Below are 20,673 nucleotides of genomic sequence, written 5' to 3' on the forward strand. Positions count from 1 at the left end.
CAGAAATAAAGAAATATTGAAATCTTTATATACGGATTTCTGCATATCCATATTTCCACCTCAAAAGAAGAGGTGCAGGTGGCAGGCGTAACCTATGGGGCCATGCCAAGTTGCTTGAAGCTGCAGTACATCATGCGCGAAAGCGTAACTGACTTATTCGAAAAATACCCGTAGGGTCATTCTGATAGATTTGGAATGGCCCTACGATACACCACCGATATTTAAGGAGAACTACTCATGGCCGAGTACTTTGACCTTCCTGAGCGTTACCCTGAGCTATTCGCGCAGCTCAACGATAAGCAGAAGCGAGGTATTACTCAGACTCTCGCCTCAGCATGGCTTGAGGGTTACACCCATTCTCGCGAAGAAGTGGCTCAACTTATTGATCTGGAGCTAGGACGAATCACCTTCGAAGAATATAAGCAGAAGACCCTGGACAGGATTGCTTCTCGCCGAAACTTGGAAGAATCTGAGTAATGAGTGGTCAGGATGCATGGGCGGCATATTTTTTCCCACCGCCTGATGATCAAGTCATGCGTAATATTCCTGGTATTCGCAATGAGGGAGAGCTAAGAGAGTTCGAATACAGTATGACATCTGCAAGGCAGAGAATGCTGGAGGAGAACCCTAGCCTTGTTGCGCATACTTTTGACGCAGCACATCTCAAAGGGATCCATAAGTATCTCTTTCAGGACGTGTATGACTGGGCGGGGGAGTATCGTACTGTCAACATGAGTAAAAGGTATTCTGTGTTTGCAGATGTCAACAACAAAGAAGTCGACCGATACTTGGCAGAAGCATCCCAAAAAGTGCGCTCAACAGACTGGGAAAAGCTTAATCGTGTGGAATTTGTGAAGGCGGCATCTGAAGTTTTTGCAAACTTAAACCAGGCCCACCCCTTCCGTGAAGGAAACGGCCGAACCAGCAAAATCTTCATGGAACATGTTGCAGCTCTGAGTAATTTTGAACTTGATTACGATCGTGTCAGTAAAGAAATCTGGAATCAGCAGTCTATGTTTAGCGGTCCAGATTTTGGACACTTTCAGGTGCGTCCTGAAGAGATGTACCCGGTTTTCAATGCCATTTCCGTACCGCGCGAAACCCCACATGAGACCCAACTCGATGCTGAGGATGAAAAGTCGCAGCAGATTTACCGGCAGATTATGAATGGCTTCACTGGGCCTACTGGAGCGAATCAGCAGCAGACACCCCAGACACCTAACCGCAATATCAACCACGGCTTAAACCGCGAATCCGGTCAAGGACTCGGAGACTAAAGAAGGTGGGGTGCTCAAGACATATGTCTTGAGCACCCCACCTTTGCGTGTTTTCAAGGTATGGTTACCGACAGGACGAAGTAGACCGGCTAGGGCGCGGAATGGTTATGGAAGGGCAGACGCAGCTTTTCTAACGTAGCGTGAGTGGTTCCATCATACGGCTTATGTTGGAACCACTCACTTCTTTCTAGGGTTTGGGCTCGGAGTTTGCTGCGCGCAGTAGTGCGTTCACTTCGGCGCGAGTAATACCAAGGCGACCCGTCTGGCAGAACGCGCCAAAAACCAGCAAAAGCATCCAAAGGACCAGAAGGTTACTGAGCCGGAGCAGCAGCCGAAGCCGCTCTCGCCGGTAGAGCAGAAAGTGCAGGAGGCCCGTGCTGAGCGTGCGCCTGAACCTGAAGCGGATGAGGAAACTCTGGCAGCTTTGAGGGTGAGCCAGATTGGCATGAGGACACATGCCCGAAAAGGAACAGCCCCTCATCCGAAACAGCCACCGGCACCTTCTACAGTACGTCCAAAGACTAATAAAGACATGGAACTTTAGGAATAACGTAAGAGGGGGACACATATTGTGTGTCCTCCCTTTCTGAAATATGGGTTTGTTCCTTTAGCGTCTGCGAGCGGCAACGACGGCCGACTGCACCAGGCGGTTTTCGCCTTGTGGACGATAACAGTACAGGATTCTAGCTAAGGTTGAACCCCGCACAATAGGGATTGAAACAGGTTAGGGGGAGAGATAGCATGGCTGAACGGACCCCAAATAATGTTCTCACGATTATCCTAGAGGGGTAAGAAAGCAACAAAAAAGGCACCCTCAGCGGGTGCCTTATGCGCAAGGTCCGTAGCTTCGGCCGACCTACATCAGCATACCCACTACGGCTCACCCATTATACCTCCTCGCCTTACGGCGACTACCTCAGGGTTCTTGGTTTACCTTGCTACTATTACTATAGCAAAACCGAATACCAACCGCAACATTTTTTGAAGGAATCAAAGGTGTCCTCCAATTCTTCCGGCCATCATCTTATCAGCGATTATCAGCAGGCCTTTATCACTAACCCCTCCGACAGAATAGAGCGAGATTACCATTCTCGTATCGTCGGTTTCTACGAGAGAAACAGCGATGCTCCTCGTTTTGCCTTTGTAGACGAAACCTACCGACCTCCCAAAGTCAGCGATGACGGATACGGTATGCATCAAGGGTTCTACTCTATGACGGCTGTGATTGTCGAAGCAGATCAGCTTAAGGACTTCCGAGACGCACTGACGAATCTGCAAGGCGATTTCTACCATGCGAACCGAGCCAGTCCTGACCGTAACCAGGCTCTTCTTGAGCTAGTACACCAGCAGCTGCCGCCTGGCGCAGCAATCATTACAGTAGGTACTGCTGTTGATTATTCCCCGGATGCTGATACTCAGGTAGATTTCATCAGGCAAGCACGTCACAGTAACATGCTTTCTCTGATTCAGCAGGGACAAGATCGAGATAACCCGGTCTACGCGTTCGTCTTTGAACGCATGAGGAATGACAAGGAGAACCAGTTGGATTTGGAGGCTATCTCGAACTTTATCCAGGCTGGTCTTATCGATCCTATCGATCAGGTACAGGTATCTCCGAGTGCTGAGAGGCTCCTGTGGACCCCCGATGCGGTCTGTTATGCCGTTCAGAAGGTTCTTAACTCTTCTGACTACACCCTTTTTGAGACCATCAAAGACAATCTTGAGGTCTACGATGCGCTCAGCCATAGGTATCTTGACCTTGCTCCTGGACAGAACCAGCAGACTCAGATGAGTGCGCTCAATTTTGTCGCAGCTACTGTCCCGATTGAGAAGCTCTCTGATAATGCGCTTATGCAGGTCGCGAGTGGTCGTTTCGTCCGTGAAGAAGTCGTAGCTAGCCTTTCAAATTCTTTGCCTGAGGGTCCTTTGCCTGAGGGGCAGGGACGTATCCTACAGCCCAAGGCTCAAGAAGGTGTTGGTGATGCGTACTCCCGGACGCAAGCACAGGGGCATCAGCATCAGTTGTCTCCTGCTCAAGCTGTCGCTCAGAGTATTGCGCGTGGTGATATGACTCCCCGGCAGAAGCAGGCCTTTGAGGAATTGAACCGTCGTGGCACTCCTATTCCTCCCGCGTTGCAGGCTGTTAAGACCTCATATGAGCGGATGGAGCGTGCACGCGAACAGATTCTTGGCCCGAATGAGCAGCGTCAGCAGAATCATTTGAGTTCACAGCAGCAAGAAGCTATCACGGAGCTAGGTAATCGGCCGTCAGAGATTGATGTAGAGACTCAACGTTCGCTCAGTTTTCTCCAGCCCATGATGCAGAAAAGCGGTGTGGCCCAGACAGACCGGTCTCAGAATGAGGCTCCGCGGCGAGGTCCTGAACCACCAGAGCGAGGCATCGAGCTCTAATAAAGAGGTATGGGGGTGAGAAATCCAGTAGTGGATTTCTCACCCCCATGCCCCTTCGTCGTTCTCAGCAGCACACGAGACGATGCTCTGTTAATCTGGAAGAAAGCACCGATACCCCGTGAGGTCAATGATGAACATTCACCCCTTCGACAACCACAGCACCGATGTTGAGCAGGAGCTTTCCCGTGAACTGCAGGCTATTGCCCAGCAGATTCGTCAGGCATTGCAGAACCATAAGCAGCGGGTCGCCCGTGCAGAAAACCAGGAATCTGTAAATGCAGATACACAGATTCCTGCATCTCCGTATGCGCGGCTCTGGGAAGAATCATGGTGGGCTACCGCAACCAGCCGCGACCTAGCCGAATGGGCCACCGCGGCAGATCAGGAAGCACCCTACCGCGCTGATGCCGCCGCAGCCTACCACCACCTCGACGATAAGCTACGGAACGAATATGGCTTCACCCTCGCCGACTACCTTGCATACCTGAAGGAACACGGCTGGGAAGAACGCTACGAACAGCACCAGGCCGAGGAACGAGCTGAAGAACGGGAAAACCTCTCCGATTCTGAGCGTCAGAAGGAACTCGACTCTAACGACCCGGCTGAAGCCCAAGAGCACGAGAACCAGTCAGAGCAGGCTCATGCCCAGGCTGGTCATGAGTGGGATCAGGCTGAAGCCCGCGGTGAGCGTGCCGCCTACTACGAGGCTCACTACGATTCAGAAACCGCACACGCAGCCAAGCTCAACGACCAGTCCCTCGGTACGCATCCGCACCAGGCTGTAGCCGCCGCGAAGGCTCGAGGACCTCAGCAGCAGGCCAAGCCTGCCCGCGCAGTGCAGCAACAGGTTCATCAGCAGCACGAGCTATCCCACTAAAACCGTTCTCTTAGTAAGTGCGCTTAGTCAGCTCACGACGAACCGACTCACGCACACCCGCATCCTCAACCGACGCCAACACCGAAGCCAGAGCACGCGAGAGAATATCCTCACGCATGAACGGCTCCACACGAGTCACCTGGTACACCGGCACCATGGCGCGTGAGAGCATCGGGATGAAGTTCGGTTCAGCCCAGGACGGCTCCAGGGCGATCACGCGTGCCAGGGCGGGGGAGTACTCTTCCATCCAGCGCTGGAAGTCTTCTTCGTTGGAGAAGTACGAGCCGTCTTCCTTGAGCTCGAATGCTTGAGGGACAGCGGTGTTGGCGGCCTTTGCTTCGTCGAGCTCTTGTGCGAAGTCGGAGACGCGTTCACGCAAAGCTGCCATCTGCTTGAATTGCGCGGGAATGTCCTCATCCTGCAGGGCTGCTAGGTAGTTTTCGACTTCGCGGTGATCGGGTTCGCGTAGGGTGGTGCCGGGGGTGGGGAGGGTGGGGAACTGGTAGCCGGTTTCGGTGAGGTGGTTTGCTTTCTCTTCGCCCTTGACGGCTAGTTCGATGGCGGTGTTGAGTAGGTCCTGCTTTGTGTCGGCGTCGATGGGGTAGCGGCCGTATTGGCCGGGGGTGTACTTCTTGTACAGGTTGTTTAGGGCGATGCAGCGTAGGCGTAGGTTGTAGAGGAAGGCTTGCCAGTTGCCGATGGTGGCGAAGCCTTCGTTGATGAGGGTGATCATTTCGTCGATGGGTTCTTCGTCGGCTAGTTCGGTGGTGAGGCTGTCGAGGAGGTGGTTGATGCTTTGGGCGGTGGCGATGTCGGTGCGTAGTGCTTGGGTGAGGGCGAGGTCGTCGGGGTAGGTGATGTAGTGGCTGCCGTCGATTTGGATGAGGTCGGTGTGGGTGATCCATGCGGGGGCGGTGGGGTTGGTGTTGATCATTGGTTTTCTTTCGGTTGTGGTTGGTGGTGTGGTTGTTTTGTCCCGGGTTGCTTCGGTGCGGGGGGGGGTATGGGAAAAGGCACCCTGTGGGGGTGCCTTGTGTGCAAAAGCCCAGTCGGGCAGCGTAAGGGTTTCTATATATTTCACCACACTGCAGACCCTCAGGGCCCATCCGGCCAACCTAGCAACTCAGGGCTGCTAGTGCTAGTTTCAAGTTTTTGATGCTCTACCAGTCTAACATTCCTAAAACCCGGCAGCCCGTGAGCCGGTCACGGCGACCGAAAAGAAAACCCCACCAAACCCGCCGCGCGCGGCGCCCGCAGAAGTGCGGCGTAAGACACTGCACCCGCTGTCTCGCACGTACGCCCGAAAAGTGCGAGAATGGAGCGAAAAAGAAAACTACGAAAGAGACACTTTCATGCTTATTCTCGTTGTGAACGCTGGTTCTTCCTCCCTGAAGTACCAGGTGCGTGACACCTCCCTCCCCGAAGCAGAGCAGATGCTGGCCTCCGGCCTGGTTGAAAACATCGGCACCGATGTGCCCAACCACGAGGTCGCATTCGACATCATGTCCGAGAAGCTTGAGCCCGTCTTGGCAGGCCGCGAGCTGCAGGCAGTCGGTCACCGCGTGGTGCAGGGTGCGGAGAAGTTTACCCACCCCGCCCTGCTCACCGAGGAAGTTGTCCAGCAGATCGACGACCTCTCCCCGCTGGCACCGCTGCACAACCCCGCACACGCTCAGGGTATGCGCGCCGCAATGCACAAGTGGCCCTCCCTGCCGCAGGTTGCTATCTTCGACACCGCGTTCCACTCCACCATGCCCGAAGAAGCATGGCGCTACGCGATCCCCTACGACCTGGCTGACAAGTACAGCATCCGCCGCTACGGCTTCCACGGCACCAGCCACGAGTACGTCTCCCACGTTGCAGCTGACATGCTCGGCATCGCCCGCGACAAGTTCAACGGCATCGTGGCACACCTCGGTAACGGCGCATCTGTGACCGCGGTGAAGGACGGCAAGTCCGTCGACACCTCCATGGGCTACACCCCGCTGGCCGGCCTGATCATGGGTACCCGCTCCGGCGACATTGACCCCTCGGCACTGACCACCATCCTGGTTCGTGAGGGCATTGACGGCGCACGCCTGGACACCATCCTGAACAAGGAGTCCGGCCTGCTCGCACTGGCTGGCTCCAACGACATGCGTAAGGTCGTTGAGGCTGCACAGTCCGGCGATGAGCGCGCACAGCTCGCACTGGACATGACCTCCTACCGCCTGATGAAGTACATCGGCGGCTACAACCTGGTTGTTGGTGGCGCACAGGCTCTGATCTTCACTGCAGGTATCGGCGAGAACTCCGGCGACTTCCGCAAGCTGGTCCTGGACCGCCTCGGCCCTCTGGGCATCAAGTACAACGAGGAGGAGAACGCTAAGCGCTCCCCCGAGCCTCGCGTGATTTCCACCGAGGATTCCGCCATCAAGGTGCTGGTCATCCCCACCAACGAGGAGAAGGCCATCGCCGAGGCAACCGAGGAGCTCGTCAAGAGCCTCTAAGCGCTCGAGTTTCGCGCGGCCACCGTGCGGGGTGCGTGAGGCATCCCGCGCGCAGCGCGTAGAGCTTCAGCCCGCCGTAGCATCCGTTACCAACAGACGCTGCGGCGGGCTTTTGCGCACCCGGACACCCAAATACGTGCGGTTTGTGAGAAAAACCGTTCTCGTATTCACCCAAGCGTGCCCAAACCCGATAGAGTGGAGTCAGACAACACTCGATACGAAGTGGACGAGATATGACTCAACCTCCTGAAAACCACCAGCCCGGCGGGCAGTTCAACGCCCAGCCCGGCCCCCAGGGGCGCCCCGCCCCGCAGGGCACGCCCCTTCCGCAGGACCTCTCCGCGGGTTGGCTGCCCGAAGATAAGCGTCAGAAGCCGGTGAGCCCCCTTCCGGAACCCAGGTTCTTTGCCTACCAGTCCATACTGCCGACGAAGGTGCTGCACGCGCTGCGTCACCCCGCCGAAATCCCGTGGCTGGTCGCCGCCTACGCGGTCACCGCGGCCGGCTACGTCGTGCTGTTCATGTCGATTATTACGCTGTTTGGCCGCATGGGCCAGTGGCTCTTCTCGTCCGGTTCGGGCGACTACACCGGCGGCACAAGCAGCCGCGTGGCAAGCAGCGTGCAGGACATCGTCATGCAGGCCGTGTCCATGCTGGTTCTGGGCCCTCTCGTGCTCTTCATCGGTCGTGCGCTCTTCTACGCCCAGCAGCGTGTGAACGGCGTGCGCATCACCCCGACCCAGTTCCCCGAGGCGTACCAGATGCTCGCCGAGGCCGCCGAGGCTGCCGGCCTGCGCCGCGTACCCGACGCGTACGTCATCAGCGGTAACGGCACCATCAACGCCTTCGCATCGGGTCACGGCTTCCGCCGCTTCATCTGCGTCTACTCCGACCTGTTCGAAATCGGCGGTAAGTCCCGTGACCCGCAGGCCCTGCGCTTCATCATCGGTCACGAGGTGGGCCACATCGCGGCCGGTCACGTCAGCTACTTCCGTCTGATTTTCACCACGCTCTTCAGCCGCATCCCCATACTGTCTAGCGCACTGTCTCGCGCTCAGGAGTACACCGCCGATAACTTCGGTTACCGCTTCTGCCCCGAGGGCGCCAAGGGCGCTATCAAGGTGTTGGCCGCCGGTAAGTACCTGAACAAGCAGGTCAACTTCGACGAGCTGGCCGACCGCGCCGTCACCGACCGCGGCCTGGCCGTCTGGTACGTGAACCTGCTGATGAGCCACCCCGTGATCACCTGGCGTGCCCACGCCCTGCGTGACCGCACCCAGCCGGGCCGCCTCTTCTGGCGCCCGACCGAGAACCCCACGGACAACGGTACCCCGCGCGTGCCCGTGCTGGTTCCCGCTTCGGAGCCCGTTGGCATGTGGCCCGACCCGATTCAGTCCACCGAGTTCATGCAGGAAAACCAGAAGACCTGGGAGCCCCACAACCTCGAGACCGTGGACGTGGTACAGAAGCCCGAGGAGGACCTCGCATACCCCGAGAACACGGCCCTGTTCAGCGGTTGGCAGACCGAGCAGGCTCGCGCGTTCCACGCTCAGCGTTGGGATGCGTACGCGGCCGCCGGCGGTGCACCCGCCGCGGGTGCGTCCGGCTTCGGCCAGCAGGCGGCCTCCGGCTTCGGTCAGCCCGGCCAGCAGCCTGGCCAGCAGTCCGGAACCCCGGATCAGTCCGGCTCCCAGCCCGCTTCTCAGCCCGGCCCGTTCGGGTCGGCCCCTGAGCAGCCCGGCTCCAACCGACCCGACGCCGGCCCCTCCGGCGAGGGCGGTTACGGCTTCGACCCCGGCAACAAGTAGCCCGCTAAGCCGTGAACGCGCCCGCGGGCGCTAAAGGCTCAAGAACCCGCCGAGGGCACCTCATCGTGAGAGGTACCCCCGGCGGGTTCAGCTCTTTAACCGCAGGTCATAGAATAGGGGCTATGCTCTCATCACTGCGCTCCATCAAGCTTGACCCGCTGCTGACCATGCTCATCACCGCCGTTATTCTGGCCATTATCGTGCCGGCGCGCGGCGACTTCGCCGACTGGTTCAGCACCGGAACGAAGTTCGCGGTCGCCCTGCTGTTCTACCTGTACGGCGCTCGCCTCTCCACCGCGGAGGCCATTCGCGGCCTGACCCACTGGCGTCTGCACCTGATGATTTTGAGCTGCACGTTCGTGCTGTTCCCGCTGGTCGGTTTGGCGCTTTCACCGCTGCGTTTTGTGCTCGGCGATGGGCTGTACATGGGTATTCTGTTCTTGACCTTTGTGCCATCGACCGTGCAGGCATCCATCGCCTTCACCTCGATTGCGGGCGGTAACGTGGCGGCGGCGATTGTGAGCGCCTCCCTCTCCTCGATCGTGGGTGTGGTGGCCACGCCGCTGCTGGCCATGCTGCTGATGCACACGGACCATATTGAGTTCTCGGGCACCGTGTTTCTCGACATCGCGATTCAGCTGTTCCTGCCCTTCGTGCTCGGTCAGCTCACGCGCCGCTGGGTGGGGGAGTTCGCCAAGAAGCCGACGACCAAGTGGCTGGATAAGTTCTCGGTCATGATGATCGTGTATTCGGCGTTCTCCGCTTCGGTGGTGCAGGGCGTGTGGACGCGCGTGGCCTGGTGGCAGATCGTGGTGCTCATCGTGCTCATGGCAATCATTGTGGTGTTCATGCTGTGGCTGACCGACCAGCTGGCTAAGCGCCTGGGGTTCAACCGTGCCGACCGCATCACGATTCAGTTCTGCGGTTCGAAGAAGTCGCTGGCGGCCGGCCTGCCCATGGCCATCATTATTTTCGGTGCCGGGTCGCTGGGCCTGATGATGCTGCCGATCATGATTTTCCATCAGGTTCAGCTGATGATTTGCACCTGGCTTGCGGGGCGTTACGCGCGCCTGGATGTGGTGGGCGCGGCGGCCGCGCTGGAGGCTTCGAAGAAGTAGCCGGCGTCCCCTGCACGCGGTCGTCCGCTACCCTCTCGGATAGCGTGCGGGGCGTTCACGAGGAGGGAACATGACGAAATTTTTAAAAATAACCGACCAGTGCACTTATGTGCAATATGTGGTGTTTGTGCTGGTCAGTTGATTTTCTGTGGGGTTTGCGGGGTATTCGGCCCAAAATTCCCCTCGGAGACCCTGAACACTATCCGGCGTTGGGGGTTCGCATTAGCCAAATGGTGCTTTAGAATATTTCACTGTAGCTTCAGCGAAACCGGGTTCCACCTGCGAGTATTTACTGACGCTACGTCACATGGGCGCGGTAGAGATTCACTCCCTCAACCGGCCCGGAGCACTCGCCACGGCGGATTCACTCCCCGACCGCGCGATGACCGGAAGAGATTCACTCCCTCGTACCGGTAGACGCTCCCAAACATTCACTCAGACACAACCGGATAACTCAGCTTCACCACGCGCAGCTATAGCTCCGGCTATCCTGCGTGCTCGTCGCTGTAGTGCATCCACCCCAGAAACGAGGACACATTATCATGGCTACCATCATGAGCGTGAACGTATGCGATTCCAAGTACAACGCTGACCCCACAGGTGTACGAGACTCCACCAGCGCTATCCAGAAGGCCGTTGATGACGTCGCCGCACAGGGCGGCGGTTCCGTCGAGATTCCCGGCGGTATCTACCGAGTCTCCTACCCCTTCATCGAAATCAAGCACCGCGTCGAAATCTTCGGCCACGGTCAGGCAACCCGCATCGTCGCTTTCACCGACAAGGGTATTCCCTCCACCAAGAACGGTAGCTACGAATGTACCGGCGTGTTCCACACCGGTAGTTACACCACCCCCATGAGCGGTGGCACCAACCAGAACAAGCCCATGCGTATGGGCGTGCGCGACCTGTTTATCCGCACCAACAAGTACAACCTGCCGCTGAATTCTAAGAGCAACCAGATCTTCCTGGAGAAGCACACCCAGCCCGTCGACAACGTTGCGGGCGTCATCTTCCACACCCGCATCGCGGACGCCAACCCCGGCGAGCCGGACGCGGTCCCCACCCTGTCCAACATCGAGATTTGGGACACCGCCATTGGCGTGGCCATCCTGGGCCTGGACGACCAGGGCATGAAGATCGACAAGATCCGCATCCGCCAAACCCTGCGCCAGGGCCTGCTGGTCGGCAAGCCCGTGGGTCACCCGCTGCGCGCTCGCGAGGGCGACACCCCCGGCGCGGCAGATAACAAGTTCTCCATGATTGACGTCTCCGACGCCAACATGAGCTACGGTACCTTCGCCGGCATCGAGATTTACACCTCCCAGTCGAAGTTCGAGCTGTCGACCAGCTGGTTCAACAAGCGCAACCAGGGTAAGAACGCCCTGTACGAGGTGAAGACCCGCCACGTGGGCGCCGGCTGGTTCATCCAGGGCACCCGCAACATGTTCATTGGCTGCACCGCCCAGGAGAACGCCGGCCACGGCTGGCTCGTGGAGTGGGGTAATAACCAGTTCATTGGCTGCTTGGGTGAGTCTTCCAGCTTCCAGGATGCCGTGACCGGTGCTGCTCGAGGTGATGAGGCGGCCAACTGGTACATCGGCCGTAACGCACGCGGTAGCCGCTTCGTGGCACCCCGCGCGCACAACCCCTACAGCTGGGCGAAGGCTTCGCTGTACGGCTTCTACATTGAGAACAACATTCGCGATATGCACATTACGAACGGTTCCGCTAAGGATGACCGCCTGGGCGAGAACAATATGATGGGCCGTCGCGTGCACGTGACCGGCGCTATGGGCGATAACGTGCTCATCGAGGTGGACCACATCCGTCACTCGACCTTCGCACCCAAGCAGCTGGAGAAGCGCGGCAACGGCGTGTTCATGGGCTAGTGACGGCCTCGACGTGCGAGACCGCCCCGAGGGGGCACGGGCTCGCTCTGGTGTTTCCGGACCAATAGTTCCGGGCTGATGCAGCGGCCCGGAACCGACACCAGTCGCCGCGGGGGCGAGGAGAAATCCTCGCCCCCGCGGCGTTTAAACGCCCCGTCTCATGCGCGGCCCGCCACACTTTGCGGGGGAGACGGCAAGGGAGTGGGCGGGCGCAGGGTGCCGGTCATCGCCTCCGCCGGCACAATGCGGTACCCTTGAGCAGGAGCCACTCTCGCCCCGCGCGAAAGGGCCCGCACCGGGCGGCTTACGATGAGCCGCCCCGCTCAACTCACTCAGCACAGCGCACCGCCCGCGCATCCTATTCACTCAATTCAACCGCCCCGCCGCGGCCTGTACACCGGCCGCGTTACACCCCTCCCGGAAAGAATTGAACCTCACGTGCCTGATACTCCCATGAGCATTAACGCCGTCAACTACGGCGCAGATCCCACCGGCGCCAAGGATTCCACCGCGGCCATTCAGCGAGCCGTCGACGACGTCGCCTCGCACGGCGGCGGATCCGTCGAGCTGCCCCGCGGCATCTACCGTGTTTCCTACCCCTTCATTGAAATCAAGCACCGCGTCGAGGTCATCGGGCAGGGCCCCGCGACCGTCGTCATCGCCCACTCCGACCGGGCCATTCCCACCACTAGCGACGGGTACATCGAGTACACCGGCGTGTTCCACGTGGGTAGCTACACGACCCCCGTCTACGGTGCCTACAACGCGAACAAGCCCATGCGCATGGGCGTGCGCAATCTGCACATCCGCACCAACGCGGCTAACACGCCCATCGCCAGATACCCGCTGGATGCGCACACCGCCCCGCTGAACAACGTCGCCGGCGTCATCTTCCACACCCACCTGACCGGCGACATGCTCAACGAGCCGGACATCGTGCCCGTTATCGCCGGCGTGGAAGTCTGGGACACCGCCATCGGCGTTGCCGTGCTCGGCCTGGACGACCAGGGCATGAAAATTGACGACGTGACCGTGCGCCGTACCCTCAACCAGGGCCTGCTGCTCGGCAAACCCGTCGGCCACCGCCGCCGCGGTACCGAAGGCCAGAACTCCGGCGCGGCAGACAACAAGCTGCGCGGCGTTGACGTGGCCGAAGCCAACCTCAGCGGCGGCTCCTACGCCGGTATCGAGGTGTACGCGGCCCAGTCCAAGTTCGAGAACTGCTCCAGCAATAGCAACCACCGCACCCTCGGCAAGAGCGCCCTCTACGAACCCGGCACCCGCAACGCCGGTGCGGGCTGGATTGTGCAGGGTGAGCGCAATATGTTCATTGGCTGCACCGCCCGCTCCAACGCGGGCCACGGCTGGCTCGTCGAGTGGGCCAATAACGTTTTCATCGGCTGCGCGGGTGAGGCGTCCAGCTGGGCCGGAACCGTCAGCGGTGCCGCCCGCGCCGACGAGGCGGCCAACTGGTACATCGGCCGTAATGCCCGCGGTACCCGCATGGTCGCCCCCGTCTCGTACAACCCGCCCGAGCAGGCCGCCTCGCTGTACGGCTACTACATCGAAAACAAGATTTACGATCTTCGCATTACCGACGGCGTTGCGCAGGACGAGCGCATCGGCGAGAACAATATGCTGGGTCGCCGCGTCTACGTGACCGGTGAAATGGGCGCGAACGTGGTGATTGAGGTGGAGGACCTGCGCCACACCACCTCCACGCCCGCTCAGCTTCGCGTGGAGGCGTATAACGTCATGCGCGGCTAGGGCCCGGGCGGGGGAGCCGCGCGCTAAGAGGTTGCGCGTCGGGGCGACCACTCACCAAGAATTCAATTTCATCTTGAATAAATTATCGAGATGTACTTTAACTTCATTAAAAGGGAAGGTTTAATGCTGTCGCCTGCCCGGAACCGCTCGCGCGCCGCGGGCGGCCCGGTGCCTTCCTTCGGTGTCGCACCGACCCAACCGGTTCCTTCCGGCCGGTTTCCAACCACAATGTACGAGGACCGCACCATGCTTTCGGCTTTCTCACGCTCCCTTGCACCCGCACGACCCCTGCGTCGCGTGCTCACCCTAACCGTCGCCCTCGCCCTGGGTGCCTTGCCGGTGGGCGCATCCGCAGTGGTGCCCCACCCCCAGACCGCGGTGGCCGCCGTCCAGCCGCCCCGAAACAACGCTGACACCGAGTACAACACCTGCGTTGAACGCCTCGTGGGCGATGCGTCCCCCACGCCCGGCGTGTGGGCCGTCTGCCGCGGCTACCTCGACGAGGGCGAGTATGTCGCTCGTCGTCGCCACGATGCGACCGTCACCCGCGCCGAGCTGGTGCGCCTGCTCTACCGCATGGCCGGCTCGCCCGCTGTGAAGGACCTTCCGGCCGTCTCTCCCTACGCTGACGTGCCCGCCAGCGACCCGGACTACGCCGCCATCATCTGGGCCGCGGATGCGGGCATCACCGCTGGCTGGGACGACGGCCTCTTCCACCCCGACGACCGTGCCAGCCGCTACACCCTCTCCGCGTTCCTGTACCGTGCGGCGGGTAGCCCCGAGGGGGCTGCGACCATTCGCCGCCCGAAGCTGGCTGAGCGCGATGCGCAGCGCAAGGAAGACGCGGCCGCACGGAAGAGCCGTTTCGCCACCGAGAGCCGCTGGCTTACCCGCACTCTGGGCGAGTACCCGGCGGCCGATCGTGACGGCGACGGCGTGACGGATAAGGTAAAGCCCGGCGATCCGCTGTACTTCTCGGATGCGCTCTACATGCTTCGGGCCTACGAGAAGGCCGGCCTGAAGGTCGTCGGAACGCCCGCCGGTAACTAGGGATGACGTTGGCTAAAATCGGTGCTGACTAGTGCATATATTCACCGCCCGCCGGTGCGACCCACCGGGTTGCGCCGGCGGGCGGTGGTGTACCGGCGTGCTTCCGATACACCCGCCCGTGAGGTGAGCTCCCCGCACCCGCTAAGCTAGAAGGCATGAAGATTGCCACCTGGAACATCAACTCAATCCGCGCCCGCGAAAACCGCGTCGAAGACTGGCTCGACGAGCGCGAGGTCGACGTGCTCGCCCTGCAAGAAACCAAAACCAAGGACGAAACCTTCCCCTTCGACCTCTTCGAATTCATGGGCTACGAGGTTGCGCACTTTGGCCTGAATCAGTGGAACGGCGTGGCAATCGCCTCCCGAGTTGGCCTCGAAGACGTGCAGCGCGGCTTCGATAACCAGCCGCACTTCGGCAAGCCCGGCGAGCCCGAAGTCCTCGAAGCCCGCGCGATTGGCGCGACCTGCGGCGGCGTGCGCGTCTGGAGCCTGTACGTGCCCAACGGCCGCGGCCTGACCGACCCGCACATGGATTACAAGCTTCGCTGGATGGAGGCGCTGCGCCAGAACGTGCACAACGAGCTGGCCGCCAACCCGCAGTCGCAGCTCGCCCTGGTTGGCGACTGGAACGTCGCCCCCGAAGATACCGACGTGTGGGACATCGACTACTTCCGTGATAACGAGCTGACCCACGTCTCCGAGCCCGAGCGCCGAGCCTTCGTCGCCCTACTCGAAGAGGGCATGGTGGACGTAGTGCGCCCGCACACCCCGGGCGAGTACACCTACTGGGACTACCAGGCGGGCCGCTTCACCAAGGATGAGGGCATGCGCATTGACTTCCAGCTGTTCTCGCCCGCGCTCGCCGCACGCGTGGAACGTGCCTGGATCGATAGGGTGGAACGCGCCGGTGAGGGCGCGAGCGACCATACGCCGGTGGTCGTGGAGATTGCCGACTAGGCCGAGTATATAGCTTTGACGGGTGCTCAACCCGGGATATTTACCGCGGGAGGCGGGGGATGCGTTCCCCCGCCTCCCGCGGTTTTGCGTCTCGGGGCGCAGTCCTCCCCCAAAGTTTCCGTGTGGCTTAGTTGAAAAGTTCGGCTAGCCGAACTATTGTTAAATTCCGCCCGGGACGACAGGCAAAAGCGCATTATGATGCCTGCGCAGACACAACCGTGTCCCTAGCGTCCCGGCGCGGCAAATCCCATACATCAACCACATACTCAAACCCGTAACTTCCAATGAAGGATGCCTCATGAACGCTTTCACCCCCGCAGGCAGCAACGCACGCCGCCTCATCCAGGCGCTCTGCGCCGCCCTCGCACTCACCCTGCTACTCGTACTCACCGGTTGCGGTAGCACCGCCAGCACCACCGACGGCGCTAAGAGCAGCAGCGGCAAGAAGACCGTGCTCACCACCTTCACCGTGCTCGCAGACATCGCCCGCAACGTGGCAGGCGACGACCTGAACGTCGAATCCCTCACCAAGCCCGGCGCAGAGATTCACGAGTACGAGCCCACCCCCTCCGACGTGAAGAAGGCGCACGCTGCCGACCTGGTGCTCGACAACGGCCTGAACCTCGAATCCTGGTTCGCCAAGTTCGTTGAAGAATCCCACGCTAAGCACGTGACCGTCTCCGAGGGGGTCACGCCCATCTCCATTACCGAGGACGCCTACGCGGGCAAGCCCAACCCCCACGCCTGGATGAGCCCCAGCAACGTGCAGAAGTACGTGGACGTCATGGTCCGCGAGTTTAGCGCCCTCGACCCGGAGCACGCCGCCGACTACAAGACCCGCGGCGAAGCCTACAAGAAGCAGCTGCAGCAGGTGCGGGACGAGCTCGTCAGCGAGATTTCCACCCTGCCCGAAAACCAGCGCGCGCTCGTCACCTGCGAGGGTGCCTTCTCCTACCTGACCTCCGACGCTGGGCTGAACGAGAAGTACATTTGGGCGGTCAACTCCGAGCAGCAGGCCACTCCCTCGCAGATTTCCTCCACCATCGACTACGTGCGCGAGAACCACGTTCCTGCCGTGTTCTGTGAATCCACCGTCTCTGACAACCCGATGCGCCAGGTGGCCGACGCGACCGGCGCCCGATTCGGCGGCGTGCTCTACGTGGACTCCCTCTCGGACTCGAACGGCCCCGTACCCACCTACCTGGACATGATCCGCTACGACGCACGTACCATCGTTGCGGGCCTCAAGGGCAACTCCTAAACCCCGAATAAACCCGGGCCAAACCCGGTATCGAAAACCCCGGGTAACCCCCAAACCCCCGATAGGATAGGAGGGGCGGTCGCCTTCTTGGTTCCGCTCCTCCCACGCCGTTAACACCCGCCCCACGCATACGGTGACTACCAGAAAGAACACAAGGAATGAGCACTCTTCTCAGCTGCGAAAATGTGCACGTGAACTACGGGCCAGTCCGCGCCCTCACCGGCGCATCCTTCACCCTGGACACCGGGCGTATCTGCGGCCTGATCGGCATGAACGGCTCCGGCAAGTCCACCCTCTTCAAAGCCATCATGGGGGTTGTGCCCGCGCACGCCGGCACCATCACCCTGGACGGGCAGGCCGTCGGCGGCAAGCGCGCCCACCGCCACCGTGCCGGAATCGTCAGCTACGTTCCGCAGAGCGAGGAGATTGACTGGACCTTCCCCATCTCGGTGCGCGAGGTCGTCAGCATGGGCCGTTACCGCAATCTCGGCATCACCCGTCGCCTGCGCGCCGCGGACCGTGCCGCCGTGGATGAGGCGCTCGCCCGCGTGGAACTGACCGACCTTGCCGACCGTCAGATTGGGGCGCTCTCGGGTGGTCAGCGTAAGCGCGCCTTCGTGGCACGCGCTATCGCCCAGGGCGCCCAGCTGCTGCTGCTGGATGAGCCTTTCGCCGGCGTGGACAAGCGCAGCGAGGCGATGCTCATTCAGGTCATCGAACAGCTGCGTGATGAGGGTGCGACCGTGCTGGTTTCCACGCACGACTTAGCGAGCCTGCGCCAGTTCGCCGACGAGGCGCTACTGCTACGCGGCGATATTCTGATGCACGATACCCCCGAGAAGGTGCTCGCCCCCGAGAACCTGGTGCGTGCCTTCGGCATGGAAGTGGACGCCGGCGCGTCGGTCGCTACCGCTGCCCCCGGTGCTGCTACCTCCGGCACTACTACGAACAGCTCTGCGGAAGGGAAGAACTAAGAATGAACATTCTGGATTTTCTGGTGGAACCGCTCACCCTGCCCTTCATGCTCCGAGCCGTGGTCGTCACCGTTATCGCCGCCGCCGTCTGCGCCCTGCTCTCCTGCTGGCTCGTGTTGCTCGGCTGGTCGCTCATAGGGGACGCCATCTCCCACGCGGTGCTGCCCGGCGTGGTGCTCGCCTACATTTTCGGCGCGCCCTTCGCCGTCGGCGCGGTGGTTGCCGCCCTCGTGGCGGTGGCGCTCATCGGCGGGGTGCGGCGCAGCGGGCGCGTGCGCGAGGACGCCGCGATCGGCATCGTGTTCACAACCCTCTTCGCGCTGGGCCTGGTGCTGATTTCGGTCACGCCGTCCAATACCGACCTGAACCACATCCTCTTCGGCAACGTGCTGGGCGTGTCCTGGGCAGACGTCACGCAGGTCGCCATCCTGGCGGTCCTCGTGGCGGCCGTGCTACTGGTCAAGCGCCGCGACTTCGTGCTGTACGCCTTCGACCCGGGCTTTGCGCAGGCGGTGGGGTTGCGTCCGCGTCTGCTCGGCGCGCTACTGCTCGTGATGCTGGCGCTCACCTCCGTGGTGGCCCTGCAGATCGTGGGCGTGGTGCTGGTCGTGGCGATGCTGGTTATCCCCGGCTCCACGGCGCGCCTGCTCACCGACCGCTTCGTGCCCATGCTCGGCGTGAGCGTGGGGGTTTCGCTCGCGGGAACGCTGACCGGCCTGTACGCCAGCTACTACCTGGACGTCTCGCCGGGCGGTGCCGTGGTGGTCACGCAGGGGCTGCTCTTCGCGATTGCCTACGCGTTGGCCCCGCGCTACGGTCTGCTGGGCAGGATGCGCGCCCGCCGACTCAGCACTGCCGCAACGAAAACTGAGCCGGTAGCTTCCTAAGAAAGCTCACCCTGCGAAAGCCCACTGAGTACACTCACCACATACAGCAATAGGCGGAAAGTCCCACCGTGGGGCTTTCCGCCTATTGCTATCTTCTGAAGGTTAGGGGCGCGTACCCACCCGGATCTCCGGGCTAGAAGTCCGCCTCTACCGCCCTGTACCTAGCGCGCGGGGCGCGATACGAAGAGGGAGGCGGTCGCCTCCGCACCGAGCGGAATAATCGTGCTCCCGGAGACCACCGTGCCGCTCTCGTCCGTCTCGTGCAGGTTGCCGGAACCGGCACCCACCACGCTCACGTTCACCGCCTCGGAGAAGGGGGCGCCCTCCTCTACCTTGAGGCGCGCGCCGGGCACGAAGCCGTGGCCGTGCAGGTAGCGCAGCAAGCGCGGGTCGTCATCGTTAATGCGTTCGAGCATGACCGTCTCGCCCGGTTCGCACTGGCTCAGCGGCACGGTCTGCGGAAAACTAATATGCCCCGAAGAGTCCGGAATCGGGTCGCCGTGCGGATCGCGGGTCGGGTGCCCCAGCAGGGTGTCGATGCGGTCCACCATGAAGTCGGATACCGCGTGTTCGAGAACTTCCGCCTCGTCGTGCACGCGGTCCCAGGTGTAGCCGAGCGTCTCAACGAGGAAGGTTTCGATGAGGCGGTGGCGGCGAATCATGGCCAGGGCGTAGGCGCGCCCAATCTCGGTGAGCTCGATGGCGCCGTAGGGCTGATGCTCGATCAGGTCGGCGGCGGCGAGGCGCTTGAGGCCGTCAGATACCGAAGAAATGCGCAGGCCCATGCGTTCTGCCAGGGCGGATGCGGTGGCAGGGGTTTTGGTCCATTCTTCGAGGCTCCAGATTTCCTTGAGGTAGTTCTGGGTGCTGACGGAAAGTTCTGAGAGAGGCATAAAGATTAGTTTACCTTTTCTGCGGTTTTGCCTGCCGGGGCGGTCCGCCGGGTCTGAAGAATAGCCCGAAAATACAAAATCCCGCCCGGCCGTGAACCATCATGGCGAGACGGGATGTGCGGGATGCGCCGGCACCGCGTGTTCGGGCGGGCCGGCGTCCCGGGGCTTACCGAGGCTTAGGCGGCGCGGCGGTGCGTGCGCTCGATGCGGGTCATCAGCTCGATGAGCGCGCCGCGGGCGGCCTGCTCTTCGTGCCAGAGGGAACGGACGAGGGTGCGGCTGACCGCCTGGGTGGTGATTCCCAGGGCGGTTGCGGCGGCCTTCTGCTGGCCGCGCACACCGGGTACGAGCAGGTTCACGACGCGCCACTCGGCGTCGGTGCGGTCGGCGCAGACGCGGTAGAGCAGGCGTGCGGAACCGGTGGCCAGCTCGGCGAGGTGGTGGTTGTCCGCGCTGATGCTGATGCAGCGGACGGGGGCGCCTCCCTGCGCCTCCTCGATGGCCAGGCGCGAGAATTCGAGGGCGTCACCGGTGCAGTCGGTGGTGCTGACGGCGCCGAGCGCCCCGGCGAAGCGGGGGATGTTGAGCTCGCCGATTCCGATGCCCACCCAGAAGCCGTTATCGCGGGCGGCCATCAGTGCCGCGTGCAGTGCATCGCTGGCCCGGTCGAAGGCACCCTGAATCTCGTCAGGGTAGGTCTGGGCGAAGGCAACACGCGGGTTGAGTTTGGCGAGTTCGTCCGACAGTGCAGTGAGTGAGTGCTGTGCGGAACGTTGGATGAAAGTAAGAACGAACACCCTCTTATTATGCCGTAAAACCTTCAATGCCCAGCGTAAGGTTCGGCGTAATACCGGCAACACTCAAAACCCCTAAAATACGCATTGATAAGGGGAATTATTGAAACGTTACACCGCGTGCAAAAATTATTGAAAGGATGTAGAACACCCCCGAAAAGAAAATAATTTTCATGCAAGTGCACGTTGAATTATTCGCTTTCGGGGGCGTTGAGTGGAGT

At 61.0% G+C, this 20,673-nt stretch carries 16 protein-coding genes and 1 pseudogene; 14 read left to right on the forward strand and 3 right to left on the reverse strand.

Annotation, left to right across the window (positions count from 1 at the left end; genetic code table 11):
• The first annotated feature begins 237 nt into the window (after positions 1 to 237).
• From HMPREF2674_RS03470 to HMPREF2674_RS03495, 4 genes are all read left to right on the forward strand, one after another.
• Positions 238 to 477, forward strand: a complete 240-nt coding sequence (locus HMPREF2674_RS03470) for an antitoxin VbhA family protein (protein WP_049333542.1) — start codon at positions 238 to 240, stop codon at positions 475 to 477.
• On the forward strand, positions 477 to 1,277 hold the full coding sequence (locus tag HMPREF2674_RS03475) for a Fic/DOC family protein (protein WP_065423992.1): 801 nt from the start codon (positions 477 to 479) through the stop codon (positions 1,275 to 1,277). Before HMPREF2674_RS03470 ends, HMPREF2674_RS03475 begins: the two co-directional genes overlap by 1 nt.
• A gap of 996 nt (positions 1,278 to 2,273) precedes the next feature.
• Positions 2,274 to 3,689, forward strand: a complete 1,416-nt coding sequence (locus tag HMPREF2674_RS03490) for a hypothetical protein (protein ID WP_141761799.1) — start codon at positions 2,274 to 2,276, stop codon at positions 3,687 to 3,689.
• 127 nt (positions 3,690 to 3,816) lie between these two features.
• Positions 3,817 to 4,566 carry a hypothetical protein gene (locus HMPREF2674_RS03495; protein ID WP_049347589.1) on the forward strand — a complete coding sequence of 250 codons (750 nt, stop codon included), beginning with the start codon at positions 3,817 to 3,819 and terminating at the stop codon, positions 4,564 to 4,566.
• Between the two features lie 10 nt (positions 4,567 to 4,576).
• On the opposite strand, the gene HMPREF2674_RS03500 is transcribed toward HMPREF2674_RS03495, so the two are convergent.
• Positions 4,577 to 5,500: a hypothetical protein gene (locus HMPREF2674_RS03500; protein ID WP_070824838.1), complete on the reverse strand. Its 924-nt coding sequence runs from the start codon at positions 5,498 to 5,500 to the stop codon at positions 4,577 to 4,579.
• Positions 5,501 to 5,918: 418 nt separating this feature from the next.
• On the opposite strand from HMPREF2674_RS03500, the gene HMPREF2674_RS03505 reads away from it, so the two are divergent.
• The 10 genes and pseudogenes from HMPREF2674_RS03505 (at position 5,919) to HMPREF2674_RS03550 (ending at position 18,765) form a co-directional block, all read left to right on the forward strand.
• The gene (locus tag HMPREF2674_RS03505; RefSeq protein WP_049345988.1) at positions 5,919 to 7,055 is read left to right on the forward strand and encodes an acetate/propionate family kinase; all 1,137 of its coding nucleotides are present in this window, start codon (positions 5,919 to 5,921) and stop codon (positions 7,053 to 7,055) included.
• 650 nt (positions 7,056 to 7,705) lie between these two features.
• Positions 7,706 to 8,317 (forward strand): annotated as a pseudogene (locus tag HMPREF2674_RS09665) (M48 family metallopeptidase); the annotation flags it as partial.
• A gap of 668 nt (positions 8,318 to 8,985) precedes the next feature.
• Positions 8,986 to 9,981, forward strand: a complete 996-nt coding sequence (locus tag HMPREF2674_RS03515) for a bile acid:sodium symporter family protein (protein ID WP_070824840.1) — start codon at positions 8,986 to 8,988, stop codon at positions 9,979 to 9,981.
• Positions 9,982 to 10,523: 542 nt separating this feature from the next.
• Positions 10,524 to 11,870 (forward strand): glycosyl hydrolase family 28-related protein, encoded by a 1,347-nt coding sequence (locus tag HMPREF2674_RS03520; RefSeq protein WP_049345999.1) that lies wholly within the window; start codon positions 10,524 to 10,526, stop codon positions 11,868 to 11,870.
• Between the two features lie 438 nt (positions 11,871 to 12,308).
• A complete protein-coding gene (locus HMPREF2674_RS03525; RefSeq protein ID WP_070824841.1) occupies positions 12,309 to 13,637 on the forward strand; it encodes a glycosyl hydrolase family 28-related protein in 1,329 nt (442 codons plus the stop codon).
• Between the two features lie 246 nt (positions 13,638 to 13,883).
• Complete coding sequence (locus tag HMPREF2674_RS03530; RefSeq protein ID WP_070824842.1) at positions 13,884 to 14,687, forward strand: S-layer homology domain-containing protein; 804 nt, start codon at positions 13,884 to 13,886, stop codon at positions 14,685 to 14,687.
• 155 nt (positions 14,688 to 14,842) lie between these two features.
• Positions 14,843 to 15,643 (forward strand): exodeoxyribonuclease III, encoded by an 801-nt coding sequence (locus tag HMPREF2674_RS03535; RefSeq protein ID WP_049333506.1) that lies wholly within the window; start codon positions 14,843 to 14,845, stop codon positions 15,641 to 15,643.
• A 298-nt stretch (positions 15,644 to 15,941) separates the two neighbouring features.
• Entirely contained in the window at positions 15,942 to 16,904 is a 963-nt protein-coding gene (locus HMPREF2674_RS03540) for a metal ABC transporter substrate-binding protein (RefSeq protein WP_070824843.1), read from the forward strand.
• Positions 16,905 to 17,062: 158 nt separating this feature from the next.
• Positions 17,063 to 17,878: a metal ABC transporter ATP-binding protein gene (locus HMPREF2674_RS03545; RefSeq protein ID WP_049333502.1), complete on the forward strand. Its 816-nt coding sequence runs from the start codon at positions 17,063 to 17,065 to the stop codon at positions 17,876 to 17,878.
• 2 nt (positions 17,879 to 17,880) lie between these two features.
• Entirely contained in the window at positions 17,881 to 18,765 is an 885-nt protein-coding gene (locus HMPREF2674_RS03550; protein WP_070824844.1) for a metal ABC transporter permease, read from the forward strand.
• A 161-nt stretch (positions 18,766 to 18,926) separates the two neighbouring features.
• Here HMPREF2674_RS03550 and HMPREF2674_RS03555 read toward each other — a convergent pair whose 3' ends face one another.
• Positions 18,927 to 19,658 carry a metal-dependent transcriptional regulator gene (locus HMPREF2674_RS03555; protein ID WP_070824845.1) on the reverse strand — a complete coding sequence of 244 codons (732 nt, stop codon included), beginning with the start codon at positions 19,656 to 19,658 and terminating at the stop codon, positions 18,927 to 18,929.
• A 176-nt stretch (positions 19,659 to 19,834) separates the two neighbouring features.
• A complete protein-coding gene (locus HMPREF2674_RS03560) occupies positions 19,835 to 20,455 on the reverse strand; it encodes a recombinase RecJ (protein ID WP_239662801.1) in 621 nt (206 codons plus the stop codon).
• Positions 20,456 to 20,673 lie beyond the last annotated feature (218 nt).

This window comes from Rothia sp. HMSC062F03, from assembly GCF_001836905.1.
GTDB lineage: Bacteria > Actinomycetota > Actinomycetes > Actinomycetales > Micrococcaceae > Rothia > Rothia mucilaginosa_A.